Source organism: Achromobacter sp. EG18 (assembly GCF_059759395.1).
Genome location: NZ_CM186213.1, coordinates 1,407,090 through 1,421,780, shown reverse-complemented (window position 1 = coordinate 1,421,780; position 14,691 = coordinate 1,407,090). Strand labels below are relative to the sequence as shown.

The following is a 14,691-nucleotide window of genomic DNA, read 5'->3' as shown; positions in this document are numbered from 1 at the left end:
GCCGCAAGGCCCGCTTCGAGGCGCGATGCGCCGTCGTCACCCCCGCCCCGCCCATGGAAGGGGCTGGTCATTAACCCATGCACGACTTGGCACGCTTCCTGCTTGTCTCCCCATGTCACCGTCTCCTCACGCAACAACGTCCAACAAAAGGAGTGCTGAACATGGCCCATCAACCGGAAAGAATCGTCGAACTGTCGCGCCGCGTCGAGCGCATTTCGAACGAGAAGATCGAGAGCATCGTCGATATCAACCAGCAGGCCAAATACCTGTCGCTGAACGCGCGCATCGAGGCCGCGCGCTCGGGCGAGGCGGGGCGCGGGTTCGCGGTGGTGGCCAACCAGGTGCAGTACGTGTCCGAGCAGATCACCGGCATCGCCGACGCGCTCAAGGAGGAGCTGGCCGGTTCCATCGCCGACCTGATCCGCATCGGCGAAAACACCCTGCACGAGATCCGCGGCTACGAGGGCCGCCGCCTGGGCGACCTGGCGCTGAACATGATCGAGACCATGGACCGCAACCTGTACGAGCGTTCCTGCGACGTGCGCTGGTGGGCGACCGATTCGTCGGTGGTGCGGGCCTTGCAGGAACCCGGCGCCGACAGCGCGCGCCACGCCAGCGGGCGGCTGGGCGTGATCCTGGACAGCTACACGGTCTACCTGGACCTGTGGGTGGCCGACGCGCAGGGCCGGGTGGTGGCCAATGGCCGCCCGGACCGCTATCCGCAGGCGCGCGGCGCCAACGTAAGCCATGCCGAGTGGTTCCGGCGCGGGATGGCCGCGGCCGACGGCGGCGAGTACGTGGCCATGGACATCGACAGCGAGCGCCTGCTGGACGGCGCCCACGTCGCCACCTACGCCACCGCGATCCGGCGCGACGCCGACAAGCACGGCGAGCCGCTGGGGGTGCTGGGGGTGTTCTTCGACTGGAGCCAGCAGGCCGCCAGCATCGTCAAGTCGGTGGGGCTGTCGGAAGAGGAATGGGCGCGCACCCGCTGCCTGCTGGTCGACAGCCGCCAGCGCGTCATCGCCGCCTCGGACGGCGCGGTATCGCTGAAAGAGCGGTACGTGCTGCGCCACGACGAGCGGCCGCGCGGCTACTACGAAAACGCCGATCGCGGCCTGGTGGGGTTCGCGCTGACGCCGGGCTATGAAACCTATGCCGGCCTGGGCTGGTACGGCGTCATCACGCAGCGTCCGCGCGACAGCTTCGAATAGGCGGCGGCGCGAGCCGGGCGGCGTCCGGGCGCGTGGCCCAGGATGCCTCCCGGCCCGCACGCGGGTCAGGTCCGCGCGGCCTGGCCGGCGGCTATCGGTTCGTCCTGCGGCACGCCCGCCGCGCGGTCGGCCTCGAAGCCGTAGAACTGCATGTCCTGGTAGCGGATCCAGCGCGACTTCTTCACCAGCCGGTGGCCGATCCAGAACGCCAGGAACAGAGGGATCGCCAGGTAGGTCGAGACCACGCCGATCCAGTCGATGCGCTCGTCCAGGAAGGCCTGGTAGTTCTGGCCCAGCGTGACCAGCAGGCACAGCACGAAGGCCAGCAGCGGGCCGAACGGGAACAGGCCGGCCTTGTAGGGCAGGTTGGCGGTGTCGTAGCCGTGCTTCACGTAGCCCTGGCGGAAGCGGTAGTGGCTGACCGCGATGCTGAGCCAGACGATGAACTCGGTCATGCCGGCGAAGTTCAGCAGCCAGATGTAGACCGCCTTGGGGCTGTAGACCACGCTGAACATGCACAGGCAGGCCAGCGCGGTGGTGGCCAGCAGCGCGTACAGCGGCACGCCGTTGCCGGTCAGGCGCTTGAACACGGCCGGGGCCTGGCCCTCGACGGCCATGTTGAACAGCATCCGCGTGGCCGCGTACATGCCCGAATTGCCGGCCGACAGCACCGAGGTCAGGATCACCGCGTTCATGATGGTGGCCGCCGACAGCAGCCCGGCGTGCTGGAACACCAGCGTGAAGGGGCTGACGGCGATGTCCTCGACCTCGTTGCGCAGCAGCTGCGGGTCGGTATAGGGAATCAGCAGGCCGATGATCAGGATCGCCAGCACGTAGAACAGCAGGATGCGCCAGAACACATGGTTGATGGCGCGCGGCACGTTGCGGCGCGGGTTCTCGGATTCGCCGGCGGCCACGCCCACCAGTTCGGTGCCCTGGAACGAATAGGCCACCACCATGGCCACCCCGACCCAGGTGGCGACGTTGCCGACGAACGGCGCCTCGCCCACGGTCCAGTTGCGCACGCCGACCGGCGCGTCGCTGTGGATGATGCCCACCAGCATGGCCAGGCCCAGCACGATGAAGCACAGCACCGCCACCACCTTGATGATGGCGAACCAGTATTCGGCCTCGCCGAAGCTGCGCGCCGAGAAGGCGTTCAGGCCGAAGGTCAGCGCCAGGAAGGCGACGCTCCAGATCCAGCCGGGGGTATCGGGGAACCAGTACGCCATCACCAGTTGGGCGGCCACCACGTCCACCGCCACCACCGTGGCCCAGCTGAGCCAGAAGTTCCAGCCCAGCGCGAAGCCGAAGCCGCCGTCCACGTAGCGCGAGGCGTAGGTGCAGAACGAGCCCGACACGGGCATGAAGGTGGCCAGTTCGCCCAGGCTGGTCATGATGAAATAGACCATCAGGCCGATCAGCAGGTAGACCGTGAGCGCGCCGCCCGGGCCGGCCTGGGCGATGGCCGCGCCCGAGGCGATGAACAGGCCGGTGCCGATGGCGCCGCCCAGGGCGATCATGGTCAGGTGGCGCGCCTTGAGCACGCGATGCAACTGGTTCTTGCCGGCCGGCGGGGTTCCCGAGTCTGTCGTCGGTGTTTTCATGGAATGCACAGGTTGATGCAAAGCCCCGCGCCGACCGCGAACGCCCCTGGGCGCCTTGTGGACACCGGGGGCAGGAGCCGGCCCGGGGGGCGCTTTGCCTAGGATTGCGTATGACGGGCATTTTACAATGGCGCTATCCAGTGCCTGTCCGGAGCCGTAGCATGGCCACTTCTTCCCCCGCATCCCCCCACGAAATCGAATTCCTGCCCGAACCCGGCACCGAGGTGCGGCAGCTGTTCATCCTGCTGCATGGCGTGGGCGGCACGCCCGACAACCTGGTGCCGCTGGCCGAGGCGGTGCGCGCCGCCTTTCCCGCGTCGGCGGTGCTGATCCCCGAGGGCTTCGAGCCCTTCGACGGCGGCGGCGCGGGCCGTCAATGGTTCTCGGTGCGCGGCGTGTCCGAGGACAACCGGCCCGAGCGCGTGGCCCAGGCCCTGCCGCCGCTGGAGGCCTACGTGAAGGCGGCCCAGGCCCGCTTCGGCCTGTTGCAGTCCGACACCGCGCTGGCCGGTTTTTCGCAGGGCGCCATCATGGCGCTGGAACTGGTGCAGGCGCACGACGGCATGGCCGGCCGCGTGATCGCCTTTTCGGGCCGCTATGCGCAGCTGCCCAAGGCCGCGCCGCAGTACACCACCCTGCACCTGCTGCATGGCGCCGACGACCCGGTCATGCCGGTGGCCTTGATCCAGGCGGCGCAGGCGCGGCTGGACGAGCTGCACGGCGATTCCACCATTGACGTGGCCACGCACGTCGGCCACGAACTGCATCCGGCCCTGATCCAGCGCGCCATCGTGCGCCTGCAGACCTGCGTGCCGCTGCGCAGTTGGGAGGCGGCGCTGGGCCTGAACCAGTCGCCGCCCGATGGCACCACGGTGCATTGAAGGCGCGCCGGTGAGTCCCGCCAAATCCTCCGCCGCCGCGCGCGACGCCGATCCGGTCGGCGGCGCGCAGAGCATCTTCCGCGTGCTGCGCATCCTCAAGTACGTGGGGGCCGCGCCCGCGCGCGGGGTCGGCCTGACCGACGTGGCGCGCGACCTGGGCCTGACGCCGCCCACCGCGCACCGCATGCTGTCGGCCCTGCTGCAGGAGGGCTTCCTGGCGCTCAATCCCAAGCTCAAGACCTACAGCCTGGGGCGGGAGTCGTACATCCTGGGGCTGGCGGCCGAAAGCCGCCACGGCATCAAGGCGATCGCCGAATCGGCGGTGCTGCGGCTGGCGCAATCGACCGGCGACACCAGCTTCCTGTCGGTGCGTTCGGGCCACGAGGCGGTCTGCGTCGACCGCAAGACGGGCGATTTCCCCATCAAGATCCTGACGCTGGAGGTCGGCCACCGCCGCCCGCTGGGCGTGGGGGCGGGCAGCTTGGCGCTGCTGGCGTTCCTGCCCAATGACGATATCGAGCGGGTGCTGGCGCGCTACGACGCCTCGGCCGCGCCCGACCTGCCGTCCACCGCGATGCTGCGCGAGGACATCGCCGCGGCCCGCAAGAATGGCTATGCGCTGAACCCGGGGCGCATCATCCCGGACATGCTGGGGGTGGGCGTGCCGGTGTACGACCGCGAGCAGCACGTGGTGGCCGCGCTCAGCGTGGCCGCGATCCGCTCGCGGCTGTCGGGGGCGCGGTTGCAGGAAGTGGTCGCGGCGCTGCAACGCGCCGCCACGGAACTGGGCGCGGAACTGGCGCCGCGGCCGGCCTGACGCGCGGCGCGAGCCGGCCCGCGCCGCCGGCTATCGCCCCGCGCAGGACTTGCCGCCGTCCACCGGCAGGCACACGCCGGTGATGTACTTCGCTTCGTCGCTCGCCAGGAACAGCGCCGCGTGCGCCACGTCCCAGGCGTCGCCCATGCGGCCCATCGGACTGGCGGCGTTGCGGCGCCGGCGCATTTCCTCCACGTCCTCGAACTGGCCCGCGATCTGCGTGTAGATCAGCGGCGTGTCCATCACGCCCGGCAGCACCGCGTTGACGCGGATGTTGTCGGGCGCATAGCGCACCGCCAGGGCGCGGGTCAGGTGATTCAAGCCGGCCTTGGCGGCGTAGTACGAGGTATACGGGTAGGTATTGACCTGGATCGAGGCCAGCGACGAGATGTTGACGATGCTGCCGCCGCCCTGGGCCAGCATCACCGGCAGCACGTGCTTGCAGGTCAGGAACACGCCGGTCAGGTTGGTATCCATGACGCGGTGCCAGCTCTCCTCGCTGGCTTCGATCGGGTCGCCCATCTCGGTGATGCCGACGTTGTTGTGCAGCACGTCGATGCGGCCGGCCTCGGCCTGCATGGCCCGCACCGCCGCCAGGATCTGCGCGCTGTCGGTCACGTCGGCCGCCAGCGCGGTGCAGCGGCCGCCTTCGTCCAGGATGATGCGGCGGGTTTCCTCGGCCGATTCCGCCCGCAGGTCCACCGCGAACACGTGGGCGCCTTCGCGGGCATAGAGCGCGGCGGCGGCGCGGCCGTTGCTCCAGCCCGGTCCGGACGAGCCCGCGCCGAACACCAGCGCGGTCTTGCCTTGCATGCGCTGGCCCATGTCAGTCCACCGAGATGTGCGCGAACTCGGCCACCTTCTTCCACTTGGCCACGTCTTCCTTGATCATCGCGGCGAAGGCTTCCGGCTTGTCGGCCACCACGTAGGCGCCCACGCCGGCGTACTTGGCCTGCACCTCGGGGTCGGCCAGCGCGCGGCGCGAGGCCTCGCCCAGCTTGGCCAGGATCGGCGCGGGCAGCCCGGCCGGGGCCAGCAGGCCGTTCCACATCTCCGCGTCGTAATCAGGCAGGCCGACTTCGGCGAAGGTCGGCACGTCGGGCAGTTGCGGCAGGCGCTTGCGCGCGGCCACCACGATGGCGCGCAGGCTGCCGGACTGGATGTGCGCCATCGACGAGGCCGCCGTGTCCCACAGGATCGGCACCTGGCCGGCGATGACGTCGTTGAGCGCCGGGCCGGTGCCACGGTACGGCACGTGCATCATGTCCAGCCCCGACAGCGATTTGTAGTATTCCATCGCCATGTGGGTGGCGCCGCCGTTGCCCGACGAGGCGTACGAGTACTTGCCCGGCGCGCCCTTGATCAGCGCCACGAAGGAAGCGTAGTCCTTGGCCGGGAAGTCCTTGTTGACCACGATCACGCCCGGCACGCGGATGATCTGCGTGACCGGGGTGAAGTCCTTGACCGCGTCGTACGGCAGGTTCTTGTAGACCGCCGAGTTGGTGCCGTTGGTACTGGAGGTGCCCAGCAGCAGCGTGTAGCCGTCGGCCGGCGCGCTGGCCACCGCGCGCGAGCCGACCGTGCCGCCGGCGCCGCCGCGGTTTTCCACCACCACGGGCTGGCCGATCTGCTTGCCCAGCGCCTCGGCGAAGATGCGGCCGACCACGTCGGAGGTGCCGCCGGGCGGGAAGGGCACGATCAGGCGGATCGGGCGGTCGGGGTAGTTGCTCTGGGCGCCGGCGGACGGCGCCAGCACGGTGGCCAGGGCGGCGGCCGCCACGGTCAGCCAGGTACGGATCTTCATGGGGTTGTCTCCTCGCTTGGTATGTCTGTGTTGTTATTCGGGCTCAGGCGATGCGGTCGCCCGGCTTGATCTTGGCGGCGCGGCTATCCACGCCGGGCAGCATGTGCGCGGGGTCGCGCGTGACCACCACGTCCAGCACGGTGGGGCGGTCCTTGCAGGCGTAGGCGGCGGCCAGCGCGGCGGGGATCTCGGCCGGGTCCTCCACCCGGATGCCGTTGCAGCCCAGCGCCCGCGCCACGTTGGCGTAGTTGGTCTCGGCCAGGTCGGACGACTGGTAGCTGCCGCTGCCGTACATCAGGTGCTGCAAGGCCTTGATATAGCCCGAGGCGGCATTGTTGACCACCACCAGGGTGAAGGCCAGGCCCATGCGCACGGCGGTCTCCAGCTCGCCCAGCGACATGTTGCAGCCGCCGTCGCCGGTCAGGCTGACCACCTGCCGTCCGGGCGCGGCGGCGGCCGCGCCGATGGCGCCGGGGATGCCGTAGCCGATGGACGCGAAGCCCCGGTCCGGCACGAAGCCGCGCCCGGCGCGCTTGGTGTCGAACAGCAGGCCGCCCCAGTGCGCGGCGAAGCCGCCGTCGGCCACCAGCACGCCGTCTGCGGGCAGGCTGGCGTTGATCTCGTGCATCAGGCGCGCCATGCCGATGGGCCGGTCGGCCGAGGTCAGCTTGGCGCGCACCGATTCGCGCCAGGTATGCATGGCCTGGCCGACTTCGGCGGCGTAGCCTTGCCGGCGGGCGCCGCCGTTGTCGGGCTGGGCGGCCAGGGCCTGGTCCAGCTCGGCCAGCGTGGCGCGGGCGTCGCCCCACAGCCGCAGCGTCGGCGTGGTGGTGCGGTCGAATTCCTCGGCCACGATGTCCAGGTGGATGATGGGCGCGCCGGTGGCCAGCAGGTCGTAGCGGCGCGTGGCCACTTCGCCCAGCTTGCAGCCCACCACGAACAGGCAGTCGGACTTGGCGATCAGGTCGTTGGCGATGCGGCTGTAGCGGCCGAACAGCCCCGCGTTCAGCGGATCGCCGCAGGCGATGGCGCCCTTGCCGCTCATGGTGTGGGCCACCGGGATGTTGTAGCGCCGCGCGAAATCCTGCACCGCTTCGGCGGCCTCGCTGATGTGCACGCCGCCGCCGCACAGCATCAGCGGGCGGTCGGCGCCGGCCAGCATGGCGGCGGCCTGCGCCAGCGCGTCGGCATCCGGGCGGCAGCGCAGCGCGGGCGCGCGACGGTAGGTCTCGCTGGCGTGGAAGGCATCGGCGTCGAAGGCGTGGACTTCATGCGCGATGTCCTCGGGCACGTCCAGCACCACCGGGCCGGGCCGGCCGCTGGTGGCGACCGCGAAGGCGCGCCGCACCAGTTCGGGAATGCGCTCGATCTTCTCGACCCGCAGCACGTCCTTGACCACCGGGCGCAGCACTTCCAGCTGGCGCGCCTCCTGCGTCATGTTCTTCCACGAATGCATGCGGTGCGAGTCGCCCACCAGCGCCACCATGGCGGTGCCGGCGTTGTAGGCTTCGGCCAGGCCGGTGACCAGGTTGGTGGCGCCGGGGCCGAGCGTGGCGTCGCACACGGCGGGGCGGCCGCTGACCTTGGTGTAGGCGTCGGCGGCGAACACCGCGCAGCGTTCGTCGTTGATCAGGTTGTGGTTCAGCTTCAGGCGCCGCACCGCGTCGTAGAACGGCAGCAGCTGGAAGCCGCCCATGCCGAACATCAGGCCGACGTCATGCGCGGCGAACATGCGGGCGATGGCTTCGCCGCCGGTGATTTCAAGGGTTTCCGACATGCGGAGAATGCTCCAGGTGGGTTGCGCGCCCCGCCAGCAGGGCGTCGATGAAGGATTTCAGGGGAGAGCCGACGCGGCAGCCGAGTTCGCGGGCCTGGGCGTTGGCGCACGACACCACGCCGTCCTCGTAGCAGGAGCGGGCATCGCCGATGCGGGCGCTGTGGGCCGACACCGTCAGCGCCGCGATGCCGCGCTGCTGCAACAGGGGCAGGCGGCCGATGCCGGCGCTGTCCTTGCCGATGCCGGCGTCGTTGAAGGTCACCAGCCAGGGGCGGGGGCGCACGCCGTCGGTGGCCAGGCCGGCCAGCCGTTCGCCGTGCGAGGCGGTGACGGCGATCAGGCCGTCGTCGGCCGCTTCCAGCAGCGACACCGAATCGGCGCCGATCACCCGCGGCGCGCCGTCGGCGCCTGCGGCCAGGACCGTGCGCGCTTCGTGGCGCGGCGCCGGCCAGGTCGGCGCCATGTCGGCCGCGGCCAGCCGCTGCGCGGCCTGCGCCACGGCCATGCCGGGGCGGCAGCCAAGCGCGTAGGCCAGATCGTTGACGTGGCTGATGATGCCGTGGCGCGCCATGTCGGCGCCGTCGCCGATGCGGCAGCTGCGGTAGTCGGCGGTGGCGGCGGCCACGCCCCATTGCTGCAGTTCGTCCAGCCCGGCGATGCCGGCCCGCTGCCAGCCGACGCCCGCGTCGTTCAGCACCACCGCGCGCACCCGGCCGCGGGCGGCGCAATAGGCCGCGTAGCTGCCGCCATGGGAGCCGGCGATCACCACGCGGCCGGCGTCTTCGGCGCGCAGCTTGGTGATGCTGTCCATGACGCGGGCAGGTTCGGTGTTGGTTTTTTCTTCCATATTATGGATAAATGCCTTGATTCCTGGAGGCATCCCGGGATGCCTCGGGCGAATCGATCTGTCTCAGCTTGAATTGGAATAATGATGTGAGACTGATTCTAAGAGGCCATGCGCGACGCCAACAATGCTATCTCCATATTGTGGAAACTATTTGGAGATGAGGTGGCCGGCATCACCCGGGACGCTGGCGCGCCGATGCGGGCTGGCACAAGGAGCGCGCACGATCGCGCGTACCGGGCGCGGCGCGATCCATGCGAAAGAGGGAGGGGAAGGACGCGAGGTCCGCTGAAGCGGGCGCGTTTGCTCCGTTCGGGGAGGTCGGCGCCGCGCGCCGGAGGGAAACACAAGGCGGGCGGCCACCTGGCCGCCCGGGTATGGCCCGCCGCGCCTACTTTTCCCAGCCGCCGCCCAGCGCCAGGAACACGGCGATCTGGTCGTTGCTGAGTTCGGCCTGGCCGGCGGCCAGCGCGCTTTCATTGCTGGCCAGCGTGCGTTCGGCGTCCAGCACCGTCAGGTAGTCGGTCTTGCCGTACTGGAACAACTGGCGCGCCTGGGAGGCGGCCTGCGCCGCCTGGTCGCGCGCCGCTTGCAGCGCGGCCTGGCGATCGAGCTGGCGCGCGTACACCACCAGCGCGCTCTCGGTTTCGCGCAGCGCGTTCAGCACCGAGGCGTCAAAGCGGGCCACGGCGGCCTTGGTGTTGGCCTCGGCCTCGGCGATGCGCGCCTGCACCGCGCCGGTGTTGGGCAGCGTCCACGAGATCAGCGGACCGACGCTCCAGCTGAAGGTGCCGCGGTCGCCGAACATGGCGGCCGGGCCGCCCGAGGCGCCCGACAGGCCCAGCGTGATCTTCGGATACAGGTCAGCCGTGGCCACGCCGATGCGCGCGGTGGCGGCGGCCAGCGCGCGTTCGGCCTGGCGGATGTCGGGACGGCGGCGCAGCAGCGCGGCGCCGTCGCCCACCGGAATGGTTTCGCTCAATTGCGGCGCGGCGGCGCATTGCAGCAGCGTGGTCGGAATCTCGGCCGGGGTCTGGCCGGTGAGCGCCGCCAGCCGGTACAGCGCGGTGCGCTGCTGCGCCTGGAACGGCGGCAGGCCGGCGCGCAATTGCTCCAGCTGGCTGCGGGCGCGGGTGACGTCCAGCGCGGTGCCGCGGCCGGCGCGTTGCAGACGGCTGACGGCGTCCAGCGATTCCTGCTGCACCTTCACCGAATGCTCGGCCGAGGCCAGCTGCATGCCGGCCGAGCACAGGTTGGCGTAGGCGCGGGCGGTTTCGGCTGCCACCGTGACGCGGGTGGCGTCGTAGGCGGCCTGGGCCGCCTGGGCGTCGGCGCCGGCCGCTTCCACGGCGCGCCGGATCTGGCCGAACAGGTCCACCTGGTACGACATACTGGCGCCGGCCGAGTACGACCAGCGATTGGGCGGGTCGATGCCCGGCGCCATCTCCTGCAGGCCGGAGACGTGGCCGAAGGTGGGCGAGGCGTTCACGCCCAGGCTGGGCTGCTGCTGCGCCTCGGTCTCGCGCACGGCGGCCTGGGCGCGTTCGAGGTTGGCGCTGGCCACGCGCAGGTCGGTGTTGGCGGCCAGGGCCTTTTCCACCAGGCCGTCCAGCACCGGATCGTTGTACAGCCGCCACCAGTGGCCAGGCACCTGGTCGCGCTGGAACACGCCCTCCCGCGCCTCGGCGAATGGCGCCTGCGCGCCTGGCCGGGCGGCGGCCGCGTCGGCGGGCACCTGGTAGTCAGGGCCCACGGCGGCGCAGCCGGCCAGCGCGGCGGACAGCATCAGCGGCAGGAAGAATCTGGTGTTCATGGCGATTACGGCTTGGCGTTGTCTAAGTGGTTGACGGGTTGGTGAAAGTGCGCGCTCAAGAGGGCTGGCGCGCGTCGGTCCGCGTTTGCGCGGGCGCGGCGGCGGCGCCGACCGCCACGGTGGCGGTCTGGCCGGCCACCAGGCGCACGCCGGCGGGGACTTCGTCGATCTTCACGCGCACCGGGATGCGTTGCGCCAGGCGCACCCAGTTGAAGGTCGGGTTGACGTTGGGCAACAGGTTGGCGCCGGTGCTGCGGTCGCGGTCGGCGATGCCCAGCGCGATGCTCTCGACGTGGCCGCGGATCTGGCGGTTGTCGCCCATCAGCGTGACGGTGGCCGGGTCGCCCTCGTGGATGCCGGGCAGCTTGGTTTCCTCGAAGTAGCCTTCGACGTAGAACGAGCTGGCATCGACCAGCGCCATCACGCCGCGGCCGGCGCTGGCGTACGAGCCGGCGCGCAGGTCGAGGTTGGTGACGCGGCCGTCGGTCACGGCCAGCACGCGGCTGCGTTCCAGGTTCAGGCGGGCGGTGTTCAATTGCACCTCGGCCTGGGCCAGCGCGGCCTCGGTCTGTTGCAGCTTGGTCTGGCTCTGTTCCAGCGCCTCGGCGGCCACCAGCTGGCCCAGCGAGCGGTTGCGCTTGGCGTCGCGCAGCGCCTGTTCGCGCGCCACCTGTTGCGAACGGACCGAGGCCTGGGCCTGGTCGTAGGCCAGCTGGAAGCGGGCGCGGTCGATCTCGAACAGCACGTCGCCGGCCTTCACGTCCTGGTTGTCGTGCACCGGCACGGCGGTGACCAGTCCGGACACGTCGGGCGCCACCTGCACCACGTAGGCCTTGACGCGGCCATCGCGGGTCCAGGGTTCGACTTCATAGTGCACCCACAGTTGCCAGCCGGCGTAGACGGCGGCCGCGACCACGGCGGCGGTCAGCGCGAATTTGCCGATGGCGGCGGGGCGCAGGGCATTGGGAAGTTTCATACCTATCTCTGCAGAAAATAAGGGGAAATCAGGGAGACGCCATACAGCAGCACGATGAACAGCGCCAGGTCGAACAGCGCCGGGTGCCACACCAGGCGATACAGCCCGGCGCGCGCCAGCACGCGGCGCACGGCCCAGGCCACGCCCAGGGTGACCACGCCCAGCACCAGCAGCCAGGGGAAGTAGATGCCATAGAGGTTGAATTCGCCGATCATGGTGTTTCCAGCGTGGGATGGGCGGGTTGGTAATCGGCCGCCTCGGGGAAGAAGGCGCGGCGCAGGCCGACCAGGGCCACCACGGCGCGATCGCGCGCGGCGACGGTGCCGGGCGTGGCGCTGACGCTGGCCAGGGCGCGATCGATCTGCGCCAGCATCTCCGGCGCCTTGTCGCCGCCGCGCCAGTTCGAGCGCTCGCGGAAGAAGCGCGCCAGGCTGTCGAGCACGGGCACGATGGTGGCGTCGGCCATGGGCAGGTGGCGGCGGGCGCGTTGCAGTTCGGTGATGTCGCGGCCCACGCGCAGGTCCTTGAGCGCATCGGCGGCGACCAGGTCGTCGGGGCGCTTGGCCAGCGCCAGGCGCGGTTGCAGCAGGCCGATGCGGTCGAGCATGCGGGCGGCGTAGGTGTGGCGGGCCGGGGCGCGCGGTGAGCTGGCCAGCGTGGCCAGTTCGTTCCAGTTGGCGGCCTGGATGCGGCGCGCGCTCCAGTCGGCGCTGACGGTGCGGAAAATGGCGGCGATGATGGCGGCGGTGGCCACGCCCATGCATTGCGCCACCTGCGTGTCGATGAACGACACCAGGTCGGCGGTATGGGTGTCCTGCAGCGCCATGGTGCCCAGGAAGCCGAACAGCACCGCCATGGCCTTGCCGGTGGACGCCGGCCGCGCGATGAAGATGCCGAGCACGAAGGCGGTGGGCAGCATCGCCAGCGCCAGCATCTCGAACGAATGGATGGCCGGCATGATGCCCAGCAGGTACAGCGCCGACAGCGGGATCGAATACACCGTGTAGGTCAGGAACTGCATGATGCCCGGCACCGGGTTGTCCTGCGAGGCGAAGAAGCAGCTGAAGATGGCGGCCATCAGGGCGGCGGTGGCGCCGTTGCTCCAGGCCGTGCCGATCCAGAACAGGCAGACGACCGAGATGGCGACGCCGGCGGCGGCGGCCGACAGCAGCGCCATGCCGCGGTCGCGGTGCAGGGCGCGGTTGGGCGCGGTGCGGGCGGGAGCGCGCGTGGTGCGCAGCGGCGCGCCGGCCAGGCCGGCGCGGATCTCGCGGCGCAGCGCCAGGCATTCGTCATAGGTGTCGATCAGTTCGCGCAGCCGCGTCATCAGGCTGGCCAGCAGCGCGTCGCGCCAGCCGGAATGGCTGTCGATGGCGGGCGTCAGGCGGGAAACGGCGGCGCGCAGGTGCACGGCGGTTTCATGGGTGGCCTGGGCGCCCGCGTTGATCCATTCGGAGATGTCGGCCAGCACCTGCGAGACAGGCTCGGGCAGCGTCTGGCCGTCGGCCTGCAATGCGCGCATGCGGTCTTCGACGGCGGACACGGCGGGCGTGAGCGCGGCGATCTGGTCCTGCATGGCGCGCACCGCGCCGGCGGTCCAGCGCAGGTTGCCGGTGTCGAACGGCACGTGGGTCGACAGCAGGCGCAGCTGGGTGATGTCGTTGGCCAGTTCGCGGCGGTCGCGGTCTTTCTGCTCGGTGGTCTTGCCGCTCAGGGTGTCGTGGATCCAGAGCTTGGCGTCGCGCACCGCCTTGTCCAGCTGCAGCGTCAGCGCCGGCGCCAGGCCGCGCGGCAGCACGATGCTGTGGACCAGCGTGGCGCAGACGATGCCCAGGCTGATTTCCTCGACCCGCGCCAGCGCGGTGTCGAACACCTGCGACGGATCGGTGACGCTGGGAAAGCCGATCATGGCGGCGGTGTAGCCGGCCAGCATGAACAGGTACGAGCGCGGCGTGCGGTCCAGCACCGACAGGTACAGGCAGAAGCCGACCCAGGCCACCATGGCGGCGGTCATGACGACGGGCGAATTGGACAGGCGCGGCACCATGTAGACGGTCATGGCCGAGCCGCAGAAGGTGCCGACCAGACGGTACAGCGCCTTGGAGCGCACCGCGCCGGACCAGGGCTGGGCCACGATGTAGGCGGTGGTCATGGCCCAGAACGGGCGCGGCAGGCCGATGCTGTACGAAAGATAGAGCGCCATGATGGCGCTCAGGTAGCTCTTGAGGGAGAAGATCGTCTCGCGGACGTTGGGCAGCTTCATGGCCGCGGATCCTCCTGCGCGCCGGCGGCGCTGCGGCCCAGCGCGGCCTTGAGCGCATCGAACACCCGCAGGCAGGCCTGCAGGTCGGCTTCGCTGACGCCGTCGAACAGGCGCCGGCGCAGCTCCACCAGCACGTCCTCGACCTGCTTGCGCAGGGCGTGGCCGGCGTCGGTCAGGTGCAGGGTCTTGGCGCGGCGGTCGTGCGGGTCTTCGCGCCGTTCCATGAGGCCGGCGGCGACCAACTGGTCCAGCACGCGCACCAGCGACGGACCTTCGACCCCCAGGGCCTCGGCCAGCGCGCCCTGGCGCACGCCGTCGCCCAGCCGGCCGGCCAGGATCACGGGCCAGGCGGTGGCTTGCGACAGGCCGTAGTCGGCCAGGGCCTTGTCGGCGGCGCCGCGATAGGCGCGCGACAGCACCATCAGGTTTGCGGTGGTGGCCATGAGTTGGGAGTCGGTGGGGGTGTTCATGGAAATAGATTGTATCCTATCTATTAGCTTACTATTAATTGAAAATGGCGAAGATCTCCATTGATTTTTTCAATCGGGAAAATCAGGGGCGGGGTTTCCGTGGGTGGAAAGCTGAGCGGGGAGGGAGCGGCTTTGGCGCGGCGGGGCGCGTCATGCAGGGCGGCCGGACTGCCGCGAGCCTGGCGTCATCCAACGTCGCCGGCAATCGTCCGTGCCTGCCATGGG

General features: G+C 70.3%; 13 protein-coding genes. 3 read left to right on the top strand and 10 right to left on the bottom strand.

Features of this window, described 5'->3' with window-relative positions:
• Positions 1-152 precede the first annotated feature (152 nt).
• Positions 153-1,214, top strand: a complete 1,062-nt coding sequence (locus AC6CR5_RS06655; protein ID WP_006384566.1) for a methyl-accepting chemotaxis protein — start codon at positions 153-155, stop codon at positions 1,212-1,214.
• A 65-nt stretch (positions 1,215-1,279) separates the two neighbouring features.
• On the opposite strand, the gene AC6CR5_RS06650 is transcribed toward AC6CR5_RS06655, so the two are convergent.
• A complete protein-coding gene (locus AC6CR5_RS06650) occupies positions 1,280-2,821 on the bottom strand; it encodes an amino acid permease (RefSeq protein WP_045953172.1) in 1,542 nt (513 codons plus the stop codon).
• Positions 2,822-2,982: 161 nt separating this feature from the next.
• On the opposite strand from AC6CR5_RS06650, the gene ypfH reads away from it, so the two are divergent.
• Together ypfH and AC6CR5_RS06640 are read left to right on the top strand one after the other, a co-directional pair.
• The gene (gene ypfH, locus AC6CR5_RS06645; RefSeq protein ID WP_026383785.1) at positions 2,983-3,702 is read left to right on the top strand and encodes an esterase; all 720 of its coding nucleotides are present in this window, start codon (positions 2,983-2,985) and stop codon (positions 3,700-3,702) included.
• Positions 3,703-3,712: 10 nt separating this feature from the next.
• A complete protein-coding gene (locus AC6CR5_RS06640) occupies positions 3,713-4,519 on the top strand; it encodes an IclR family transcriptional regulator (protein WP_020927921.1) in 807 nt (268 codons plus the stop codon).
• Positions 4,520-4,549: 30 nt separating this feature from the next.
• Here AC6CR5_RS06640 and AC6CR5_RS06635 read toward each other — a convergent pair whose 3' ends face one another.
• From AC6CR5_RS06635 to AC6CR5_RS06595, 9 genes are all read right to left on the bottom strand, one after another.
• Positions 4,550-5,344, bottom strand: coding sequence for an SDR family NAD(P)-dependent oxidoreductase (locus AC6CR5_RS06635; protein ID WP_047990923.1), 795 nt, complete (start codon positions 5,342-5,344; stop codon positions 4,550-4,552).
• A 1-nt stretch (position 5,345) separates the two neighbouring features.
• Positions 5,346-6,323, bottom strand: a complete 978-nt coding sequence (locus tag AC6CR5_RS06630; protein WP_006385003.1) for a Bug family tripartite tricarboxylate transporter substrate binding protein — start codon at positions 6,321-6,323, stop codon at positions 5,346-5,348.
• A gap of 43 nt (positions 6,324-6,366) precedes the next feature.
• Positions 6,367-8,100, bottom strand: a complete 1,734-nt coding sequence (locus AC6CR5_RS06625; protein ID WP_006385004.1) for a thiamine pyrophosphate-binding protein — start codon at positions 8,098-8,100, stop codon at positions 6,367-6,369.
• The gene (locus AC6CR5_RS06620; protein ID WP_200221361.1) at positions 8,084-8,947 is read right to left on the bottom strand and encodes a hypothetical protein; all 864 of its coding nucleotides are present in this window, start codon (positions 8,945-8,947) and stop codon (positions 8,084-8,086) included. The genes AC6CR5_RS06625 and AC6CR5_RS06620 overlap by 17 nt, the downstream gene beginning before the upstream one ends.
• 388 nt (positions 8,948-9,335) lie before the next feature.
• Positions 9,336-10,757 (bottom strand): efflux transporter outer membrane subunit, encoded by a 1,422-nt coding sequence (locus AC6CR5_RS06615; RefSeq protein WP_269887885.1) that lies wholly within the window; start codon positions 10,755-10,757, stop codon positions 9,336-9,338.
• A 55-nt stretch (positions 10,758-10,812) separates the two neighbouring features.
• On the bottom strand, positions 10,813-11,733 hold the full coding sequence (locus AC6CR5_RS06610) for an efflux RND transporter periplasmic adaptor subunit (protein WP_024069026.1): 921 nt from the start codon (positions 11,731-11,733) through the stop codon (positions 10,813-10,815).
• 2 nt (positions 11,734-11,735) lie between these two features.
• Entirely contained in the window at positions 11,736-11,948 is a 213-nt protein-coding gene (locus AC6CR5_RS06605; RefSeq protein WP_020927916.1) for a DUF1656 domain-containing protein, read from the bottom strand.
• Positions 11,945-13,996 (bottom strand): FUSC family protein, encoded by a 2,052-nt coding sequence (locus AC6CR5_RS06600; protein ID WP_026383780.1) that lies wholly within the window; start codon positions 13,994-13,996, stop codon positions 11,945-11,947. The genes AC6CR5_RS06605 and AC6CR5_RS06600 overlap by 4 nt, the downstream gene beginning before the upstream one ends.
• Positions 13,993-14,466: a MarR family winged helix-turn-helix transcriptional regulator gene (locus tag AC6CR5_RS06595; protein WP_054481537.1), complete on the bottom strand. Its 474-nt coding sequence runs from the start codon at positions 14,464-14,466 to the stop codon at positions 13,993-13,995. The genes AC6CR5_RS06600 and AC6CR5_RS06595 overlap by 4 nt, the downstream gene beginning before the upstream one ends.
• Positions 14,467-14,691 lie beyond the last annotated feature (225 nt).